General features: G+C 58.7%; 13 protein-coding genes. 3 read left to right on the forward strand and 10 right to left on the reverse strand.

All coding sequences use genetic code 11. The annotated features are described in order from the left end of the window. Nucleotide 1 precedes the first annotated feature (1 nt). Nucleotides 2-1,171, forward strand: coding sequence for a hypothetical protein (locus FVQ81_15940; GenBank protein ID MBW7998023.1), 1,170 nt, complete (start codon nucleotides 2-4; stop codon nucleotides 1,169-1,171). Nucleotides 1,172-1,363: 192 nt separating this feature from the next. Here FVQ81_15940 and FVQ81_15945 read toward each other — a convergent pair whose 3' ends face one another. From FVQ81_15945 to FVQ81_15970, 6 genes are all read right to left on the reverse strand, one after another. Continuing rightward, nucleotides 1,364-5,308 carry a PQQ-binding-like beta-propeller repeat protein gene (locus FVQ81_15945; GenBank protein MBW7998024.1) on the reverse strand — a complete coding sequence of 1,315 codons (3,945 nt, stop codon included), beginning with the start codon at nucleotides 5,306-5,308 and terminating at the stop codon, nucleotides 1,364-1,366. Beyond that, complete coding sequence (locus tag FVQ81_15950) at nucleotides 5,244-5,918, reverse strand: ABC transporter ATP-binding protein (GenBank protein MBW7998025.1); 675 nt, start codon at nucleotides 5,916-5,918, stop codon at nucleotides 5,244-5,246. The genes FVQ81_15945 and FVQ81_15950 overlap by 65 nt, the downstream gene beginning before the upstream one ends. 7 nt (nucleotides 5,919-5,925) lie before the next feature. Beyond that, nucleotides 5,926-7,206, reverse strand: a complete 1,281-nt coding sequence (locus FVQ81_15955; protein MBW7998026.1) for an FtsX-like permease family protein — start codon at nucleotides 7,204-7,206, stop codon at nucleotides 5,926-5,928. After that, complete coding sequence (locus FVQ81_15960; GenBank protein ID MBW7998027.1) at nucleotides 7,203-8,237, reverse strand: hypothetical protein; 1,035 nt, start codon at nucleotides 8,235-8,237, stop codon at nucleotides 7,203-7,205. The genes FVQ81_15955 and FVQ81_15960 overlap by 4 nt, the downstream gene beginning before the upstream one ends. Nucleotides 8,238-8,742: 505 nt before the next feature. Further along, nucleotides 8,743-10,200, reverse strand: coding sequence for a VCBS repeat-containing protein (locus tag FVQ81_15965; GenBank protein MBW7998028.1), 1,458 nt, complete (start codon nucleotides 10,198-10,200; stop codon nucleotides 8,743-8,745). Nucleotides 10,201-10,273: 73 nt separating this feature from the next. Continuing rightward, complete coding sequence (locus tag FVQ81_15970; GenBank protein ID MBW7998029.1) at nucleotides 10,274-11,953, reverse strand: beta-N-acetylhexosaminidase; 1,680 nt, start codon at nucleotides 11,951-11,953, stop codon at nucleotides 10,274-10,276. Between the two features lie 85 nt (nucleotides 11,954-12,038). On the opposite strand from FVQ81_15970, the gene FVQ81_15975 reads away from it, so the two are divergent. Beyond that, nucleotides 12,039-12,824, forward strand: a complete 786-nt coding sequence (locus FVQ81_15975) for a hypothetical protein (GenBank protein ID MBW7998030.1) — start codon at nucleotides 12,039-12,041, stop codon at nucleotides 12,822-12,824. A 90-nt stretch (nucleotides 12,825-12,914) separates the two neighbouring features. On the opposite strand, the gene FVQ81_15980 is transcribed toward FVQ81_15975, so the two are convergent. The 4 genes from FVQ81_15980 to FVQ81_15995 form a co-directional block, all read right to left on the reverse strand. Next, nucleotides 12,915-14,228: a sulfatase gene (locus tag FVQ81_15980; protein ID MBW7998031.1), complete on the reverse strand. Its 1,314-nt coding sequence runs from the start codon at nucleotides 14,226-14,228 to the stop codon at nucleotides 12,915-12,917. A 531-nt stretch (nucleotides 14,229-14,759) separates the two neighbouring features. Next, nucleotides 14,760-16,262, reverse strand: a complete 1,503-nt coding sequence (locus FVQ81_15985; protein ID MBW7998032.1) for a ThuA domain-containing protein — start codon at nucleotides 16,260-16,262, stop codon at nucleotides 14,760-14,762. Beyond that, complete coding sequence (locus FVQ81_15990) at nucleotides 16,259-17,098, reverse strand: sugar phosphate isomerase/epimerase (protein ID MBW7998033.1); 840 nt, start codon at nucleotides 17,096-17,098, stop codon at nucleotides 16,259-16,261. The genes FVQ81_15985 and FVQ81_15990 overlap by 4 nt, the downstream gene beginning before the upstream one ends. Before the next feature lie 2 nt (nucleotides 17,099-17,100). After that, a complete protein-coding gene (locus FVQ81_15995; GenBank protein ID MBW7998034.1) occupies nucleotides 17,101-18,318 on the reverse strand; it encodes a Gfo/Idh/MocA family oxidoreductase in 1,218 nt (405 codons plus the stop codon). A gap of 696 nt (nucleotides 18,319-19,014) precedes the next feature. Between FVQ81_15995 and FVQ81_16000 the strand changes: the two genes are divergently transcribed. Beyond that, a partial coding sequence (locus FVQ81_16000) for a DUF342 domain-containing protein (protein ID MBW7998035.1) occupies nucleotides 19,015-19,854 on the forward strand: 840 nt, incomplete at its 3' end.

Raw genomic sequence — 19,854 nt, forward strand, 5'->3', positions numbered from 1 at the left:
GATGTACATGGGGCCGGGAGGCTCGTTCACCCAGAGTTTCGGGGACGGCGCCGAGAATATCCGCCCGGAGGGGATGCGTCAGTTGATGGAGACCGCCGGACTGATTCTCGGCCGGGGGGACTGGCGCTACCTGGCCCACAGTATCCCGGCCTACCGGGGGGATAACTGGATCGATGTCGTCCCGGGAGAGCGCAGGCCGCCGAACTGGTTCCAGGTATCGCCGGGCGTGGTCAGGCCGCAGACCTTCATTCGCCGGGCGCTGAGGGGAAAAGTGCCGGTGGAGCCGCCTGCCGGCGGCCTGCCGCCGAGCAAAATCTTCCGCGGTACGGGCCAGGCGGCCCTGAACACGGACATGGCCGATGGGAGCCGCAACGTGCAGGTGCAGTTCCGCTCCTCGCCCCTCGGCACGATCAGCCACATGCACTGCGATCAGAACGGGTTCCTCATCTCCGCGTTCGGCAGCCGGCTGGCGATCCACGCCGGGTTCCGTCCCTGGTACGGCTCGGAATACTGCAAGAACTATTACTGGACCAGCAAGGCCCAGAACACGATCCTGGTGGACGGCGAGGGCCAGGTGAACCGCAGCCTGGACGCGGTGGGACGGATTACCGGCTATGCGTTCGGCGATTCGATCGACATAATCGTGGGCGAGGCCTCGGAAGCTTACGGCGGCAGGCTGGACCTGTACCGGAGGGCTATCGTATTCGTCAAACCGGACCTGGTGGTGGTGGCGGACCACCTGATCGCTCCGCGGCCGAGAGAGTATACCTGGCAGCTCCACACGCCATCGCCCCTCACCGAGGCCGGCGGCGGCAGCTACACGACGGTCAACGGCGAGGCGGCGATGCGAGTCACGTTTATCGAACCCGCCGGTCTGCGGATCAGCCTGACCAGCGGCGACCCTGTCGAGCCGGAACTGCCGGCCCCCTACGAGCCGCAGTGGCACCTGGCCGCAACCACGGAAAGAGCGAATGAAGCCCGGATAGTCTCCCTGCTGCAGATCGGGCAAGGCTCGGCGCCGGAGAGAGCCGAAGCGGCGCTCGAGGGCGGTGTCCTGACCTTGTCGGCCGCCGGGCGCAGCGTGTCGGTCACGGGTCTTTTTGACAACATCTCGGTCTCGCTTACCGGTGACAACTGGAGCGAAACCCTTGCTCTCGGCAGTGACAAGTGACCGGATTCCGCCGGAGTCCTGCAATACGAAGGCCCTGACTTATTGAAAGTCAGGGCCTTATCTGCCAATCTCGCCGAGGGCCGGTCCCAAGATTCTTCGGGTAAGAAATTTTATTGTTTAATGCCGCATATTTCAACCGCCGTTTACAAAAACCAACAGGTAACCCGCACAGGGTCAACACGCACGCCCGGTTCATGAGTCCAGGAGGATTATTTTCAAGCCGCACAAGGCCGCTCCCGACCCTTCGCTCCCATCTTCAGACACAATCTCCAGCTTCAACTCCCGGTCGGCGATAACACGGTCCACCGCTGTTACCAGCATGCCGGCTTTCGTGCGGTCGCCAGCCGGCTGGACCTCGATGTTCTGCAGTACTTTTTGGCCTTGAACGAACACGTCGAACTTTGCCACGCGGCCTGAGTCTTTATTCACTGAAAACACCAGCTTCAGGCTATATGGCCTTGCGCCCGCAGGTTGATCGGACAGTTGAACAGTAACCTCGCTGGCCCCAACCATACCGGAAGCCCCCACCCAACGAGGGCCATCGCCGGCAACTCCCGAACTGTGTCCGCAAAACCAGCGGACATTATCTCCCCTCACAGTCACCGGAACCTCCGGCGAGGGGCCTCCACGGCTGGGAAAGTCCAGCCAGAGGACTCCATCCTGATCCACGCGGTCTCCCGGCGCGCCGAAATTGATCCCGAGACTGCGGATCGGCCCGCTTCCCCGCTCGATATCATTGAAAGTCCAGTATTCAGCGTCCGGGTCGTGAACCATCGCCAGTGAGGTCTGGTTCTGGTAACTGCATGCACAGGTCCTGGTATAGTCCGGTGCGTTCAGCACACCGTCGGCCGCCACCAGGTTCGAGGTGCAGCCGGATTTGAACCCGCCCATATTGCCCGTGCCGCCGAAATTGTCCAGATCGTAAAATCCGGCCGCGGCGGAACGGAAGGTGAGCAAGTGCTCACTGGCTATCGGGTAGTTGCAGCCATAATGCCTTTTCCAGCTTACCGCAATCGGCTCGCCCGTCAGGGGATGGTCCTGTTTCAACGGCTCGCCGTTGAGCAGACTGAACATTGATCCTGCGGTGATTATCCGCTCTCCGTGCAGAATCGGCACCGACGAATACTCCAGTTCCCTGTCCCAGACAAGCTCTCCGTCGGCGGCGTTATAGACCACCATCCTCTTGCCGTCCTCGCCCCTGGACATATCGCTGGAGGGCCGGGTGGACTGCAGCAGCAGGCCGTGCTCCTCCGACAAGGCCAGCCAACTGCCGAAAACGCCTGCCCCCCGATGTTCCCAGACAGGCTCGCCGCTGGCGAGATCCATGGCCACCAGCCTGTAACCGTCCGGTGGTTTTCCGCCCCGCCTCTGAAGCTGGGACTCCACGTAGGGGGGCAGTTTATCCAGGCAATACAGTCTGCCGCCGCCGGCTACGATAGCGTTATGCAGGAACCCATGATTGGACTCGCGGGTCCAGAGCGGCTTTCCGCTTAGACGGTCCATCACAACCAGGCTCAGGCTGGCCGATTTGTCGAACTCCATGAAAGGCAGCCTTCTCCGGCGATTTCGTTCGCTCATTTCGGCCAGCCGACGGTTATGCTCGCTGTCATCGGGGATTTTCTGCATCATCGGCACGAACCCTCTGCCGGCGATCAGGTAATCTCCCAGCACGGCGATATAGCCCCACTGCTCAGCCGCCTCCCCGTCCGCGGCGGGCAGTTTGAACCTATCGATGGTTTCGCCGCTGGCGGCGTCAAGTACCCGGCAGGTGTTTTGTTCCACCACGTAAACCCGGTCGGCCGTGGCCACATAATTCGTCCCCCTGATATTGGCGCCGGGGATATGCACCTGGTTGTAGCTTGTGCTGGTGGGCGTGTCCGCATAGGTATCATCGTAGTACAGGCCGTAGTTACCCAAATCGAGATCTGTCTTCCAGAGCACGCGGCCCGTATAGACATCCCTGGCGCTGATACAATCAATCCCCTCGATAAACAGCCGGCCGCCGACCACCTGTTCCGGAGGCCCGTGGCCGTGACGGGGCAGAACGTCGAGATTCGAGCTGCCGCCGAACCACAGCAAACCGAGAGGCAGGCTGACCAGGCTGTCGTCGGACTTGACTGTGTTGGCCGGGTTGCCGTACTGGTGGGTCCACGACGCAGAGCCATGCAGCGGGCCCTCGCGGGTCATGACCGTCGCGCCATCACGGCCTTCGGTCACGGTAAGCTCCACTCCCGTCTCTTCGGCCAACCGCTCCAGCTCATCCACTCCCGCCGCCCGGCCGGCGATCCAGGCCTTGCCTCCGTAGGGCCGCAGCGAGTTCATCAGCCCTGCCGGTAGTGCGAGGGCCTGCTCATCGGCCACTATCAGCGAGGCGAGATAGGGAGGCAGCGAAAAACCGGCGGCAGACCAGTTGACAACCGCAACCCGGCTGCCGTAGCTCCCAGCCCTGTCAAACCGGCGGCGGGCGGCCTCCACCCTCAGTGAGTCCCGCTCCAGCAGCAGCACATGCAGCCGGGAATTGTCCGTCAGGGCCTTGACCAACTCCGGTTCGACCGGTCCGCAAACAACAGCGTAACCCTCCCGGACTCCGGTTGAGCTTAAAATGTTCCGAGCCCTCTGCTGCTCTCTGCTGTTGGCTATCCAGCTTTCAGCATCGTTAAAGTACTCGACGGCATTATCCCTGTCCTGTGCGTCAAAGGCCATGATCCGCCCGTCGAGCGTGACAGCGAACAGTTTGCCATCGGCAGCCAGCAGCCTTTCCACTCCTCCCTCCACCGGCAGGCTCCAGGCCACCGACGGATCCCCGCCGTCCAGAACGATCGCGGTTATACCCGTCCTGCCGGCGGCGTAGAGGCGGCTGCCCGCCCGGATCAGATCGCGGGAGCCGTCGGCTTCCACCTCCCAGAGCATTGCCTCCCGCCAGGCTCGGGATTTACGTTCGATCCAGTTTGCCAGCATCTCGCCCAGGAAAGATGGCCACACATTTTCAGGCTTAATCCCGGCCAGCCATCTCTCGATAAAAGACCCGGCCAGGAACCAGCGGGCCTTGCGCTGCAGCACGGCCGCGTCGAAAGCGCGGACTGTTTCCCCACCCAGATAAAATTGACTGTCGGCCAGAACAGGGTGCATGCCGATCTGACGGACGAGGCCAGTGCCCGTGGCCAGGTCGTACATCGAACAGACCTTGTCCCGGTGATGGTTGAAATAAACCTCACCGGCCGCGCAGGCAAATGAGCCTCCGGTCCTGTTCTGCGCAGCCAGATGGTAATAGCGCTCGCTGCCGTCTTCGAGTTCAAAACAACCCGGAACGCTGCGGCCTCCCGGCACCAGCAACTCCCGGTCCGTGGCCACGAACGCCCCCTGTGGCGCTATTCCGGCGAACGCCGGAGAGTTGTGGGGCTGGAGGATAAACTGGCTTCCCGTTTGGTCGTTCCGCCAGACCGGTTGGCCGGTGGCGGCATCCAGCGCATGGATAAACGTCCCCATAAACGGCCAGATACTGGCGGAGAAATATACTTTGCCGTTTTCGATTACCGGACCGCCACGGGCCGGCCAGGTGGAAACCAGCCGCTCGTTGCCGAGAATCATTCTGTCCGAGGGGCCGCCGCGGAATTTCCAGCGCAGCGCTCCGCTGGCGGCGTTCAGACAGCGAAGGTAGCCGTCGTCGCTGACAAAATAGACCGCTTCGTTCCAGTAGACCGGAGGAAGCCGTACCGGCCCCCCGGCGTACGAGCGCCACAATTCCTCGCCCGTGCCGGTATCGAGCGCCAGCAGCTTGTCGCTGTCGTTGAAGCCAACGTACATCCTGCCACCGCCCACAACCGGCTCGAACACCCTGTCGTAGGGCATCAGGTCCTGGTTGAGCGGATCGTCCCAGACCGGTCGACGGGGCGAATAGTGGCGAACCCAGGCGGGAGCAAGGCGCTCGGGCAACTCCTCCACAGAGCAGGCAGTGCGGCCGGGGCCAGAGCGCCACATGGGCCAATCGGCCGCCATCGATTCGGTCACGTCCGGCAAGCACAGAAATTGTGCTGCAAAGGACAGAATGATCAAGCGTCTTCCGGTTATGACTCTATCCCTCATTTCCCGAACCGGTTTCGATCCGGCCTTCCCGAAGCTGAACCGACCTGTGACCATACTCGGCCGCCTCGCGGTTGTGGGTAACCATCAGCACAGCTCCCCCCTCGCCAGTAAAATCAGCCAGTCTTTTAAGGACTTCCCGCGCGTTTTCATCGTCCAGATTACCGGTGGGCTCATCGGCCAGCAGCAGACGGGGCCTGTTGAGCATCGCCCTGGCCAAGCCCACCCGCTGACGCTCCCCGGTGCTCAATTCCGCCGGAAAGTGTCTGCTGCGATGGCGCAGGTTGAACATCTCCAGCAAGTTCGCGGCCCTCTCCGCGGCTTGCGGGTCGGGTTTTGCCAGTGAGGGAGCGAGCACATTATCCAGCACGCTGAGATAGGGAATCAGGTTAAACTGCTGAAAGACGAATCCCACACTGGCGGCCCTTAGCCCGGCCCGTTGTTCACGGCCGAGCGAGTAGATATCAGTCCCGTCATAGCGGACATACCCGGAGCCCGGCGGAAGGAGTCCTCCGGCCATCAGCAGTAAAGTCGTCTTGCCGCTGCCGCTCGGACCCCGCACAACCACGAACTCGCCCTGATCCACGGACAGGGAAACTCCGTCGACAGCCTTGATCAGACTACCGTCTTTCTCGTAGTGCCTGCTGAGTTCTGAAACACGGAGCATGTTTGCCTCATTCCTCCCTGAGTACCTCGGCCGGATCCTGGCCGCTTGCCGCCAGGGCCGGGATCCAACTGGCCAGCACGCAGAGCAGGGGAGCGATAAAGAGTACGCCCAGCAGCATGATAAAGTCAAACAGCATTCTCACACCTTCCAGACCTGCGGCCAACTCGCCGGAGAGAGTCCCGGCGGCCAGTCCGGCGAAATATCCGATCATCGCCCCGGCCAGTCCCAAGATGAGAGCTTTGGACAGGAAAATTTTCATTACCTGGCTCGACGAGACCCCGATAGCCCTCAGCACAGCGATTTCCCGCCTGCGCTGGCGGACATTGCCATAACTCAGCAGGCCGATCCAGAGTGTGGCGCCCAGAATCACCACCGGCGAGAGCCAGGCGGCGAACTTCTCAAGTTCGGCCCTCATCACCGCACGGTTTTCCCGCTCCGAGGCCAGCGCGGTTTTGGCCGCCAGCCCGGCGCGCCGGCGCGCCTCGGCCCGGGTAACCACCCTGGAGTCCACCTCGATAACCCGGGTTCCCGGCAGCACAGCGGCCACATCGCTGCGAATCTGGGCCAGTTCATTCCCCGCGCAGAGGCATTTCAGCGCCAGGATGGCATTGATTCTGCCCTGCAGACCCAGCATCCGCTGAGCGGTTTCGAGATCGATCCAGAGCGTGATGTCATCGCGCGTGCCGCGCTCAGCATGTATCGCCCCGACAGTGAACCGCTCTCCCAGCAGCAGCACCTCGTCGTTTTCGCGCAGCTTCAGGCTGCGGGCCAGCTCGTAGCCCACCACGACTTTACCCCTGGCGACCGCGACCCGGATCGGTTCCTTGGGCGCCAGGTGGGCCAACGGCACCTCGCCCCGGGTTCCGGCCAGGATCACCCGGCGGCCTCCCTGCTCGCTCCAGCTGATCTGCCGCTCGACGCTGGGCAGCAGGTGGCGGATAGTCATCAAGCCCGCGCCGGCCAGCCTGGCGACATACTCCTCCGGCATGTATTCGGTAACGTAGCCGGTGGCGTAGTAGTCCTGCATGCTTTGAGACGCCGGCAGGATCAGGAGGTTGAATCCCAGTTTCTTCATAATTACGCGGTAGTCGTCCTCCATACGCGCCATTTCCTTCTCGGTTTCAGCCTGCTTCCCGGCCAGTATCTGGCCAGTGCGCAGATCATGGGAGCGCAGCATGGTCAGCGCCGCCACCAGCACACTCGTGGCCGCCGCCACCGAGAGCAGCCCCAGGAGAAAACCCAATTTCTGATAGCTGATTTCCCGGCTCACAAGCCGCCAGAGGTTCATTTGTTCCTCCCGGACCTGACCATCCTGATACTCACGATTACTACAACGGCCAGGACGGCAGCCACTGCGGCCAGTATGCCGAACACGGGGCCGAAAACACCCCGTTCCCCATCGGAGGCGTCGGCACTCCGCCCGGCAAGCGAAGCCAAACTGGCCAGCGGCAGGGCGTCTACCGCATTCACCCAGCTCTGCCGCACCGCACTTTGCCAGTCCGCGGCAACCAACAGATCCATTCCCGGAGTCAGGTCCTTGATCTCGCAGGCGCACGGTCCGACAAGAAACGCACAGGCCCGAGAGACAGTTTCGGGGTTTATACCCTCGCCGACAAGGGCATAGAGCACCCGAGCGCGCCCAAAAACCGGAAACGCCATCGGCTGGCCGGAGAAAGCATCCAGGTCCGGCTCCGTGCTGCTCAGCATCCGGACCAGCACCTGCTCGTCCGGGTCGGAACGGGAGACCCGCACGAGCGAAAAGTCAATTTTCAGCTCCGGCAGGTCCCGCGCAGCGACTCCGCTGAGTGCTTCCGGCAGCGAGAGAGATTTTTCGAGCTTTTGCAATTCGATCTCCAGGAGGCTGGCGGCGGCCTGGTCACGATCATTGTCGCCGCTCTCCAGCAGAACCCAAACCACCGCCTGGCCATCGAGCAGCCGGCGGGCAATCATCTCTCTGGCGGGAGATACAGCAATCCGGCCGGCATTTTCTTCTGTCAGCGGTCCCGACCAGATTTCCGCCTGACGGCCCCCGGCCAGCGGATAAGTTAGCATCAGCCGACTTTCCCCGGTTCTCACCGAGGCAGTTACGAACCGGAGGTTGGCTTTCAGGTCCTGTGCGACGGAGAGTTCCCGGCAGCGCGCAATGGCCTCGCCCTGCCCGGCGGAGAGACCGCCGCCGGTAGAAGCGGTCAGAGTGTAGGTAGCGGCGGGCCAGCGTTCCAGAGCATAACGAAACACGGGCACGTCGCATGCGCGCAACTGTGTGGAGATGATGCAGGGGATAATAATCAGAATAAACAGATTGATTTTCCGCAGCATGGCCCCAAGCCGCCTTGCAAAGGGAGTGGTGACGCTTTCAGATGGACCTTGTTGAGTGACAGTATATTACCGGCTCTATCCCGGTCAGTCAATCAAAAGAGAATCAGCTTGCCGTTGGCGGCAGGAGAAAAATCAGTTGTAATTCCAGAAAATTCCACCTTCTTTTTTGTTGCTATCGTCCCACAAGATTAGCAGGATATACAGGTACAAGTCCAAGTATGCCTCTAAAGAAAATGCTCATTCAAAAATCCCCTGCCGGCCGTCGCCGTTGAGGTCTGCCTTGGCAAATCCACCCAGCAAGAGCCGCCCTACCTCCTGCTCGACAAGCTGGCGTCTCCACCTCGCGGTCTTATCAATCCCGCCCTGCGCTTGGCCTTCTTTCGCAATAATATATGCTGCCATTATCAAGAAGGTTACTGCCGATAAGATAATCCGCACAGTTAACATCTTCCTTTTTTGATTTTTGCCGATAGCTGATTATCCCCCCTCAACTCTGCCACCTCCCTTACCGCTCCAATCGGTTCTCCCACCAGACCAGCGAGCCGGTGTTTTCCAGCAGGTCCGCTCCGCAAACCACGTCCAGGTCACCGTCGCCGTCTACGTCCATCGCAAGACACGGTCTTCCGACCTCGGGTGGATAAGCGACCCTGTGCTTTACCCACGGCTCGGTAGGGTCCGCGCCCCTCTTGAAATATACCAGCCCGCCTTTCCGCTGACCGAAATGCCCGGATGCCATGAAAGAGCAATCCGGCACCCAGAGCTCACTCAATCCGTCTCCATCGATATCGAACAGAGCGCTTACGTGAGGGTAAAACTGAGTGCCGATTTCGTATCTATTCCAGATGCCGGTGGCCGGAACGGGATTTTTATACCACATGATCCTGCCGGGGTCCCCATGAGCTTCGGTTACCAGGATATCCGGCCTGCCGTCCCGGTCGATGTCTTCTATTTTTAGTCCTCCGTAAGTATCTACCGGTTCGATAGGGCTCACTCTATGCCGGACCCAGGCTCCGTTGCGTGGGTTTCCGTCAGGATGCTCGTACCAGTAGACGTCACCTGTCGTATCTCCCGAACCTCCGGAGAATACGATGTCCAGATCGCCATCGGAATCCAGGTCAACGCTCATTACATCATGTGCGTCCCATGCTTCGTGGACGCCGATCTGCCTCTGACGCCAGTTTTCAGAGGGTTTTCCGGAAGGGTTGAACAGTATCCGTACGCCACGTTCACCCGGCAGGCCGCGCGGAAAAACAACATCCTTGTACCCGTCACCATCGATATCGACCAGTTCCACCCGTTCACCGTCCCTGTGCACCCCCGGCGATTCCAGGATTACCAGAGTCCGCCAGGGCTGATTTACATCACCGCCTTCATTCAACTGGTTCAGCGCAAGGTAGACGTTGCTGTTATCGAAGGACAGGGCCACTACGTCGATGTCGCCGTCATTGTCCACGTCTCCAGTGGCCAAGGCCATGCTCCAGCGGATCGGATATTCCGGTGAAGTAAGACGCCGGCGCAACCAGGTCCCATTCCGCGGGTCTTCGGGTACTTTGTACCAGTAGACCCCGTCGTGCGGTTTCGCCAGCCTCCGGGCGCTCAGGCAGAACAGGACGTCGAGCTTCCCGTCTCCGTCGATATCGGCCCGGTCGAAGCCCCACATGCCATACACGCCCAGGTCCGTCTCGATCGTATGTCTCTCCCACCCGTGGGTTTCATCCACTTCAGCGGAGTTTCCGGCGGCAGCGGCGAGAGACACAACCGCCACCGGCTGGTCCGCCGAGGGCCTGTCGTGGAGCATCACTTTCCGTGTGCTCGGGACATAAGCTGCGGCCAGCTCCGGCCTGTCGGCTTCCGGCCTGACCTCGAACGAACCCAGTTCGAGCTGCCCCGCGCCGGGCCGGCACGGGAGCGCAATCAGCAGGGCCATCAACCATAACAGATTCAGCTTACCCATGATTTGCATTCTTCCCGGTAAAATGAAATTGAGGTGAAAACCAGTGCGTTATACGACAGCCTGGAGCCGGTCTTGAAACCGGTCAGGGAACGTCCGCGTAACCGATACCATCACGGTCCCACCTGTCTTTCTGCACTTCCAGCCGGGCCAGGAACTTTTGCAGATTTCTGGCCTCACGCTGGCTCCAGCCCACTTCAGCATAGGCCGCCAATCTGGGGAAAGTCTGGTATTCCAGCCTTTGCCTGGTGGGAATCCATTCGCCCCACATCTGGCAGCCCAGTCCCAGCACCTTGTGATGGTACTGCTCGGGCAGTCCCTCGGGGATCGGCTCGAACGCGTAGGCTTTTTCCAGCGGAATTGACTCGTAGTCGTAATCGAGGTAGGTACTCGAATGCAGGGAGTTGACGATGTCGTAGCCCTGCTCTGCCGCGCCCCGGGCCAGCTCGATATCGCCCTTCCAGAAGTTGACGACAGCGTTGCCGGCCAGTTTCCCGGCTCCCGACCCGGCGGCTATTTCACCAGCCCCCACGTTTTTGAGAAAGCCGTGGAGGTCGTGACCGAGTATTTCGTTCCAGCCCATCATGCGCCGTCCCCTGCTCTGCAGAAACCGGGACATCCTGTTGGTGAAATAGCGCTGGACCTCCGCCGGACCGCCCAGGTTCTCCCGCTCCATCAACGCTTTCACCTGCTCCGAGGCCAGCCACTGGTCGAACTTGACTTCGTCGCCGCCCAGATGGACAACCTGCGAGGGGAACAGTCCCATTACCTCGTCGAGGATATTTTCCAGAAACGTGTAAACGCACTCATCGGCCACGTTGAAGGTATTGTATTTGACTCCGAAAGTTGTCTCGACCTCAATTTTTTCGCCAGAGGTGCCCATTTCCGGGTACGAGGCGATCGCCGCGCTGGCGTGGCCGGGCATGCTGATCACCGGCACAATCGTGATCTGCCGCTCGGCGGCGTAGCTGACCAGATCCCTGACCTGTTCCTGCGTGTAGAATCCCTGGTGTGGCTCGCCGGTCCTCTGTCCGCTGCGCCAGCCGCCGGTCTGGGTGTCCTTGCGGCGGGAGCCGATTTCCGTCAATTTCGGATATCGCATGATCTCGATCCGCCAGCCCTGGTCATCGGCAAGGTACCAGTGCAGCCGGTTCATCTTGAGCCGGGCCATCTGCTCCAGCACCATCCTGACCGCATCGACACCATGGAACCAGCGGGCGTCGTCCAGCAGGTAAGCCCGCCAGCCGAACCTCGGCCCGTCGGCAATGACCAGCGCGGGGACCTGAACGCGGCCGGCGGCCGGCGGTCCGCCCGGAGGCAGCAACTGCAGAAATGTCTGGATTCCGTAGAACACGCCCGCAGTCGCGGAGGCCGCGATTTCCACCGCTTCGGGAGTTACTGTCAGACGGTAGCCCTCGGGTCCGGTTCCGGAGCTGCTGTCGAGCCGCAGAGAAATCGTCCCGGCTGACATTTGTCCACCGTCGGCGGATGTCTCGAGCTCCAGTCCTGTCAGTTCCGCCAGTCCGGCGCGCAGGTATCGCGCCTCGCTTGCCAGCTCCTGAGCGTGAGTGATAGCTGTCCCGGCTCCCGGCGCAAAAAAACCGCTGTTCAAGTCAATCTGCCGGGGCCAGGGAATGATGGACAGATCGCCGTCTGCCACGAGTGCGCTGTTGTTGAGGGAGAACAAAGCGACCATAAAGAGTCCGAGCACTTTTTTACGCATTTTTAGCTCCGCATTGATCGGTTGGGACCAACCATGATACATTCAACCACTAACAGCCGCCGAATTTTTCATTGTTAGCCGGCCGGAACAATTTCAGGTACTACTTATTTTAACTGGAGAAATGGGAATGGCAAAGATTTATTACGTGGGGGACTGGGCGGTGCAGTGCGGGCCGGTCTATGCGGAAAGCCCGTTCAACTATGCGCACAAGGGCCTGGAGACGATCAACTATGGCAAATGGCTCAAAGCCGCGCTGGAAAGCGATGGGGCCAACACGGTCAATTCAGTGCCGACCTGGGATTTCTACATGCTCGGGCCCGGTGAATACGAGAAGATTCTCGACGAATACGACGTACTGATCTTCAGCGACGTCGAAGCGAAAAATTTCCAACTGGCTCCCAATTTTTTCAACCACCGCTTGTTCGGCACCAAAATCCTGACTTTCCCCGACCGGATCAGGCTTACCGTGGAAGCAGTAAAAGGCGGCAAGGGACTGATGCTGCTGGGCGGATGGCTGTCGTTCAGCGGCGAGATGGGCAAGGGCGGCTGGAACAGGACCGGACTGAAAGAACTGCTGCCGGTGTCCTGCCTGGACCATGAAGACCTGGTTGAAAGCACCGAGGGCTTTACCGCCCAAGCAGTGAAAACGCAGGATTCAAACCCGCTGGATAAAATCGAGATGGGGAGCTTCCCGCCAATCCTGGGTTACAACAAGACCTTGCCCCGTCCGGAAGGAACGGTGTTACTGGAAGTCAGTCAGACAGGCGATCCGCTGCTGGCGGTCAGGGATTTCGGCGAGGGGAAAGTGTTGGCCTACATGTCCGATCCGGCGCCCCACTGGGGATGCAATTTCGTGTTCTGGGAGCATTACAACGATTTCTGGCTGGCTTGTCTTGGTTTAATAAGCCGGTAATAAACGTCAGCTATTCGCGATATTTTCAGAGCCCGTTATTCATCAAATACCTCAAGATAAAAGGGACTCTTTTTTTACGGGTAGCCCGAATTACAAAAGCCGGATCAGTTCGGAATTATCGCCGGTGTCGGCCATCCATTGCTTCAACTTTTCCCTCAAATCCCGCTTGACTGCCGCCAGCTCCGGCGAGTCAGCCAAATTAGTAAATTCCCAGGGATCGCTTTCAAGGTCGTAAAGTTCCTCGGCCGGCACCGGGTCTTCACTGTAGATATCGGCCAGCGGCTGCGGCAGCTCTCCAGCCTGCCTGAGCCTGATTATCTCCTGCCAGCTTTCGCCATTGGCGATATCCCCGACCGGCAGAAAGGGGAAATTGGTAAAGGTCCGTATATACTTGTGCCTGCGGGTGCGGGCGCACCTCATCACGAACTCGTCGGCGTGTGCGTTGCGCTCGGCGAAAACGACATCCCTGACCGAATCGGCCCTGCCCTCGAGCAGGGGCAGCAGATTATGCCCCTGCATATCCTCCGGGACCGGCAGGCTAAACCAGGCAAGAATAGTCGGCGCCAGGTCTACGAAACTGACCAGCGCATCGGATACCGTGCCGGCCCTGGTCAGTCCGGGCCAGGAAATGACCAGCGGCACGAGCAGGCCCGGGTCGTAAAGGGTGGCTTTCGCCCTGGGGAACGGCAGCCCGTTGTCGCCGGCGAAAATCACGATCGTCCGGTCCCTTATCCCCTCGTTTTCCAGCTTTTCCAGAAACGCGCCCAGGTGGTTGTCCATCCAGGTGATATCGCTCAGGTAGCCGGCGAGGTCCTCCCTGACAGCTTCGGTATCCGGCAGATAGGGCGGCACACTTATCCCCTCGGTGCCGTAAATATTCTCATGTTTCCAGGTGCGGTGGGGTTCCACGTACCCGACCTGGTAGAAAAACGGCTGATTTGCCCGCAGGTCGTCAAACGGCTCTTCGATTTGTTTGGCTTCGCCCAGGTGCCATTTCTGCCAGACGCAGCAGCGGTATCCCAGTTGCTCCAGGGCGTCGGTAAAGATGAATTCATCACCTCCCAGAGGGGAGTGCAGCTCTTCCGTGCCGGTCGTATGCGGTGTTTTTCCTGTATAGAGGGCCGAGCGGTTGGGACTGCACTGGGGAGAAGCGCAAACGGCGTGGGTAAAACGTACTCCTTCGCCGGCAAGCGCATCCAGCGTGGGGGTGCGCACCACAGGGTCGCCATAGCACCCGGCGTGATCGCGTCCCTGGTCATCCGAAATAGCCAGGACGATATTCGGCAGGTCCCCGGAATGTCTAGTGCCGCAATTAAGCAGACCTCCGGCCAGGCTAAGCCCGAGGGCGGAGCTCAGGGTACCGAGGAAGTGTCGTCTGCTGGGATTCGCATGGATCTCTTTCATCAATTTCCTCCAATGAACTACCCCGCGGCAAGCCGCGAGGCAGCTGATTTATATCTAGCTGAATCCCATTTTCAAACCGTTGGGGAAACTTGCAGTATTTTTCAATTGTTTCTTTCTGCTTTTGTTTCGGCAAAAGCAGCAAAACCATTGGGGGCCGCGAACTCGCATCTGCTCCTGCTTGCTTATCACCTCGGGAGTTTATCTCACAACTACTCCGCTCGGCCGTGCGGGGCACGCTGAAAGCGAATCGCACGCCTGACCTCGGCGCTTCTGATACTTCTACTGGGATACGACTCTTTTTCACGCTGCCTCTTTGCCGGCTCAAACATGCGCGCCCCCCGGAAAAACCCGGTACCCGGAGTATCAAGCAGTGTTCTGGCCAGCGAGCGGTTCCTCCTCGCAGGGGAGAACCTTTTGTTCGCCCGCGCGCAAGAACCACCCCGCAGCAAGCTGCGAGGAATTCTCTTCGATTAAATGAACCAGCGCTATGTTAGCATGCCGATCATGGAATCCTCGCCAGCTGACCGGTTCTCATTCCAGCTTTCCCGCGCTCCAGAGGATCGCTCTCCTGACAAGCTCGCGGTAGGCGGGATGGCGGTGGGCCAGACGGTCGTGGCCAAGCTGGATGACGACCACCCGTGATTTATCGTAGGGGCTGATCCAGGCCAGCGGGCCGTCACTGGTCTGCTCATCGGTCTCCAGGATAACTTTTACATCCGGTGATATCCACATCCCCTTATACGTTTCATCCCGGATGCGCATCGGCCCGATCCCGGCGGTTACCGGGTGGTTTTCCGCCGGACGGATAAAAAGTTCGACATCGTGCTTGTAAGTGGACGCGGGCAGCTCTCCTTCCTGCTCCAGGAGATACCTGCCGCCGACAACATCGCGCCACCACCAGGGCCAGGAGTTGTAGTCGGCGATTGCGTGGTGCAGCACCACCAGGCCTTTGCCGCTTTCCACGAACGCGCGCAGGTTACTCCTGCCGGCCTGGTCGAGCTCCCGGTACAGATCGTAAAGCACCAGGACATCGTATTTTTCCCTGATGTCGGTGGCGAACGCATCCGTATTCGAGGCGGCATGGTCCCAATCCAGCCAGTTACCATCGAACAAGGTGTAGAACTCAGTATCGTAGTCATGGCCGCCGGTTACGACCAGGACCTCGGGCGCATCCGGGCTTTTCGAGTAGAGATCCATCTCCGCCGGCAGGGTTACTTTACCGGTGGCCGCCCATTCGCACCCCCGCAGAAAAGTGGCGACAAATCCCGGCTCGCTCATTGCCGCCAGGTTATGACCCAGGGCGGTGTAAAATGTCCTGCCCTCGCCGTAACCGACCGTCCAGAGGATCGGCTCCTCGCGGCCGGTGCCCCCGGTGGCGGGCTCACTGTAGGCGGTGGCGATCACGCGGGTTTCGGATTCCAGCCTGGGCTGGTGGTAAAGCTCATCGGTAGCGATGAAGCTTTCGGCCATCCCGGCGGCAACCGGGTGCTCCCGGTCGATAAACTTCACTTCGAAGGAATGCCTGTCGCCGTGCGCCGTTTTCGGCGGCCCCTCCACCCAAATTCCGCCGACCATCCCGGCCCACTCCGGCCAGGGTTCCTCGAAAATCCCCGTGCGTGCGTGACGGTCGGCCAGCACTTCCATGTCGCCGAAAGCATAGTTGGCGCCGTGGACCGCCACCAGCCCCTTGCCTTCCCTGACGAATTCCTCCACCGCTCTCTCAGCGGCGTCTCCCCAGCGGGGCCCGCAGTAATCGACCAGCAGCAGGTCGTAAGGGGCGAGCGACCGGGCGGTAAGCCCGGCCGGCTCCTCGGTTACACGCACGTCGAAACGGCCGGTTGCCAGCAGGCGCTCTTTCAGAAACGGAGAGCTTTGGCGCCAGTCGTGATTGTTGCGGCCGGTGAGGATCAGCACCCGGATGGCATCCCTGGTAAAAAACCGGTCCAGGCTGGTTTCGGCACTCGAGCAGACTGTCAGTAACAATAAGCCCGATGTTATAAACAGCAGCATTCCGGCTGACATTTGTTTTTTCATAGTTCGGCTACTCCCGCCTTTTCAATGATAGCCTGCAGGTGACTCAGGCTTCGCTGCGCCTGTTCAGGCGTCCCGCATTCGACCGAGAGAACGCCGGAAAAGCCTGCTTCCGCCAGGATGGCTACCACTTTCGCCCAGTCGATCACACCGTCGCCGCAGGCGCAACCCACAGGGGTCCCGGTCACCTTGCCTCTTTCGTCCTCGGACTTTTGCAGTTCTATGTCCTTGGCGTGCACGTGGACCATCAAATGCACGGTTTCCTTGAGACCTTCGTAGGGGTCCTCGCCACCGAGATAGGCATTTCCCAGGTCGTAATTCACTCGCAGACAGGGCGAATCGACCAGGGTGGCAATCCGCAGCAGACCCTCGGTCCGGCAGGAAATACTCTGATGCGGCTCGATACCGATATAGACGCCGTAGCGCTCGGCGGTGCGCAATGCCATCGTCAAGGTATATTTCATTACTTCGAAACACTGTTCATCGCTCATCCAGGGCGGCCTGATTCCCTCGTCGGTGTTGACCACCGGCACACCGATGGCGGCGGCGAATCGAATCGCCCTGGTGAGATAGGGAACGGAGATCTCGGGGCGCATCAGCGGGCAATGAGAACTGAGCCCGGAAGCTTTCACCCCGTGGCGGTCGAGGATCTCTTTCATTTCGAGAGGGTCTTCTTCCATGGACCATGAATGAAAGTATCCCGCCTCGCTCAACAGTTCACGCCCAGTATGCACCATCGGCTCCACGTACTTGTAACCGATCTGCGCCGCCCGCTCGACACCGGCTGCGAATGGTTTGTCTTCGCAGCGGATGAACTCCATGTTGATTCCGGGAGAGATAGTCATAGGTCCCATTCCTCTTGCCATTCGACACGGCGTTTCTCTTTGTAGGCGATATTGCCGATATGGCAGGCCATCGATGAATAGTGGCCTTCCACCGCATCCGCGCTGGGTTTATTCCGCGAGCGCATACATTCGAGCCATTCGGCCAGGTGCTGCTTTGCCGAACCGTAGGGCACTTTCACGGTTATCTCCCTGGCGGGCTTGTCGTCGCCGGAGGTAAGAAAGGTATAGCTCGAACGGAAGATGGACAGCCTTCCGCCGGTTCCCATAAAGACGATATCCGCCACTTCCGGGCTGGCCATATCGGTAATCGTAGCCTCGAAAGTGACATTCACTTTGGGGTAGTCGAGAACAAGGTTGATATTATCGGGCGTATCGCGGCCGTCGTCGTACTGGTATATACCGCCAAGGGCAACCGCCGAAACGGGTTTGCTGAGCCCCAGAAACCAATGGACCACGTCCACCATGTGCACGAACAGGCCGCCGGTCATGCCGCCGCTGGAAAAATCCCAATAAGCAAAGCGGTTGAAATACCGTTTTGCATCCCAGGGGATTTTTGGGAGCCAGGCCAGGCAGGCCTCCCAGTCAAGGCCGCCCGGCTTACGTTCAAGCCCGGGCGGGACAGGGAACGTGTAGCCGCCGTTACCGTTCCAGATTGTCCGCACCATGTTTACTTCTCCGATCAGGCCGCTATCGAAAAATTTAGCTTTCGCCTCCTTGAAGTGCGGTATGCTCCTCTGCTGCATTCCCACCTGGACGATCCGGCCGGTCTCTCCGGCCGCACGGACGACCTCGAGACCCTGCACCGGCAGCGAAGTCATCGGCTTTTCCACGTAGACATCCTTGCCCGCCCGGCAGGCATCGACAGTTATCCGGGCGTGCATGTGGTCGAATGTGCCGACGATCACTCCATCGATATCTTTCCGTTCCAGAAGCTTACGGTAATCGGGGTACTTGTCGACAGGCCCGGAGATTTCTTCGGCTCCGTTCATCCGCTCGTCCCAGACATCACTGAGCGCGACCCACTCGATCTTGCCGATGTCATTAAGATTTCTCATCAGGCTTCTCGAGCGGTTGCCGCTGCCGATCACTCCCAGGCGGACCCGGTCATTAGCACCGAGCACGCGCTTCGAAGAAACCGCCGTGGCCACAGTCGCAGCGGCCAGTGAGCCGGCAAGGAAGGAACGTCGTGAGATCTTTTGCTTTGCGCCAGTCATAACAAAACCTCCTCACAGTTTACGACCGTGATGTAAGAAAGCATTAAGCAAAACACAACATTAAGATTTATTAAAATCAGGAATCCCACAAGACTTACTTTTTTCCCAGAGCTGATTTACGGGCATAGGTCCCTTGAATTTATATAAACCGGCGCCTCGCAGAGCTTAACCGCAGGCATTCTTTGCTCCACCACCGTCACGACTGATTCATTGTTAACGAAAAATCGGGCCCCGCCATTTTTTTGAACGTTGTTTACAATAGCTGGTGGATTGAGCTAAGTCTACTTCTTTCGCCCGACACCCTCCGATAACGATCCGCTATCAACCTCATATCCGCGCTGTACCAAGCGATCTTCGTTTTGGCTATCTCGATCTCTATGTCTATAGCTCGTTCATTGGGCAGGGCGCAGTAGAGCAATTATTCTTAAAGCCAAAATAAATTGCGCGGAGAAGCCGATGTGTACTTCGGTCGTGGGAGGCAGCGCCTGTCGCTGAAGGATATGGTCAAACGTGAAACTCTGAGGACGAGTTAAGACCTTTAACCTCCTGGGAAGAAGGAAGTAAAAATCATTTGCAATTACTGAGTTCTACACCTTAATTTTAAACGTCAGCTGTCAAACATGTTCTGACGACGTACACATAGGGGCAGAGGAAAGCAAAAGCCTGCCAACTTTGATATGGGAAATACCGGCTGAGATGAGTGACGAAGGTCAAAAAAAAGATGTCGATGTGGTGATCGAAGTGTCAGCGGATAAATTTGAGGCGCATGTTACACTGGTCCCATTGACAGATTCTCCCGAGTTTTCTCCAGATGAGCTCAGAGATGCACTTTCTGAGGAGGGAATAAAAGTCGGCATTCAGGAGGAAGTCTTTGCTCTGCTGAAAGGAGAGCCGCAATACAATAAAAAACTGTTAATTGCTTCAGGAACCAAACCGAAAGAAGGAAAACACGGTAAGATAAATTATTTCTTCGAAGGTAAAGAAGCCGTAAAAGTAAAGAAGGATGAAAAGATCGGTGAACTTGTCCCCCCTGAAGATGGAGTTGATGGGATCACTGTTTTTGGAGAAGAAGTACCCGCCCCGGAAGTGGAAAAAGCTAAAATCCCATCATTGACCAATGTTGAATTCTCCCCCGATAACGATGATCTTCTGCTAGCCCGTATCGACGGATACCTTTTTATCGATCTGGACTCTATTAAGGTTGCACCTTTTTTTAAGTTGGAGGAATTAGCTGATGAGTACGAGGCATATATCGAGGTTAAAAAGCCTCTCCACGAAAACGACTTTAACGGTGAAGATCTAAAGCGGTTTCTGAAAGATTGCGAGATTGTTTTTGGAATTCTCGAGGAAGAAGTAAAAAATATCTTTCAACAGGAGAAATACGAACAACGGCTTTTGATTGCCCGGGGCAGAAAGGTGGTGCATGGGAAAGATGGCAAAATAAAGTACTTTTTTTCTACAGAAGTAAAACATAAAATAGACGAGGAAGGAAAGGCGGATTACAAAGAAATAGATTTGATTAAGAATGTGAAAAAA

The sequence above is a fragment of the Candidatus Glassbacteria bacterium genome, assembly GCA_019456185.1.
Lineage (GTDB): Bacteria > Gemmatimonadota > Glassbacteria > GWA2-58-10 > GWA2-58-10 > JAJRTS01.

What these genes read in the sequence shown, in the direction of transcription:
- FVQ81_15940 (MBW7998023.1), top strand. Translation starts at nt 2, where the DNA reads ATGTACATGGGGCCGGGAGGCTCGTTCACCCAGAGTTTCGGGGACGGC.
- FVQ81_15975 (MBW7998030.1), top strand. Translation starts at nt 12,039, where the DNA reads ATGGCAAAGATTTATTACGTGGGGGACTGGGCGGTGCAGTGCGGGCCG.
- FVQ81_15985 (MBW7998032.1), bottom strand. Translation starts at nt 16,262, where the DNA reads ATGAAAAAACAAATGTCAGCCGGAATGCTGCTGTTTATAACATCGGGC.
- FVQ81_15950 (MBW7998025.1), bottom strand. Translation starts at nt 5,918, where the DNA reads ATGCTCCGTGTTTCAGAACTCAGCAGGCACTACGAGAAAGACGGTAGT.
- FVQ81_15945 (MBW7998024.1), bottom strand. Translation starts at nt 5,308, where the DNA reads ATGGTCACAGGTCGGTTCAGCTTCGGGAAGGCCGGATCGAAACCGGTT.
- FVQ81_15970 (MBW7998029.1), bottom strand. Translation starts at nt 11,953, where the DNA reads ATGTATCATGGTTGGTCCCAACCGATCAATGCGGAGCTAAAAATGCGT.
- FVQ81_15955 (MBW7998026.1), bottom strand. Translation starts at nt 7,206, where the DNA reads ATGAACCTCTGGCGGCTTGTGAGCCGGGAAATCAGCTATCAGAAATTG.
- FVQ81_15960 (MBW7998027.1), bottom strand. Translation starts at nt 8,237, where the DNA reads ATGCTGCGGAAAATCAATCTGTTTATTCTGATTATTATCCCCTGCATC.
- FVQ81_15980 (MBW7998031.1), bottom strand. Translation starts at nt 14,228, where the DNA reads ATGAAAGAGATCCATGCGAATCCCAGCAGACGACACTTCCTCGGTACC.
- FVQ81_15995 (MBW7998034.1), bottom strand. Translation starts at nt 18,318, where the DNA reads ATGACTGGCGCAAAGCAAAAGATCTCACGACGTTCCTTCCTTGCCGGC.
- FVQ81_15965 (MBW7998028.1), bottom strand. Translation starts at nt 10,200, where the DNA reads ATGCAAATCATGGGTAAGCTGAATCTGTTATGGTTGATGGCCCTGCTG.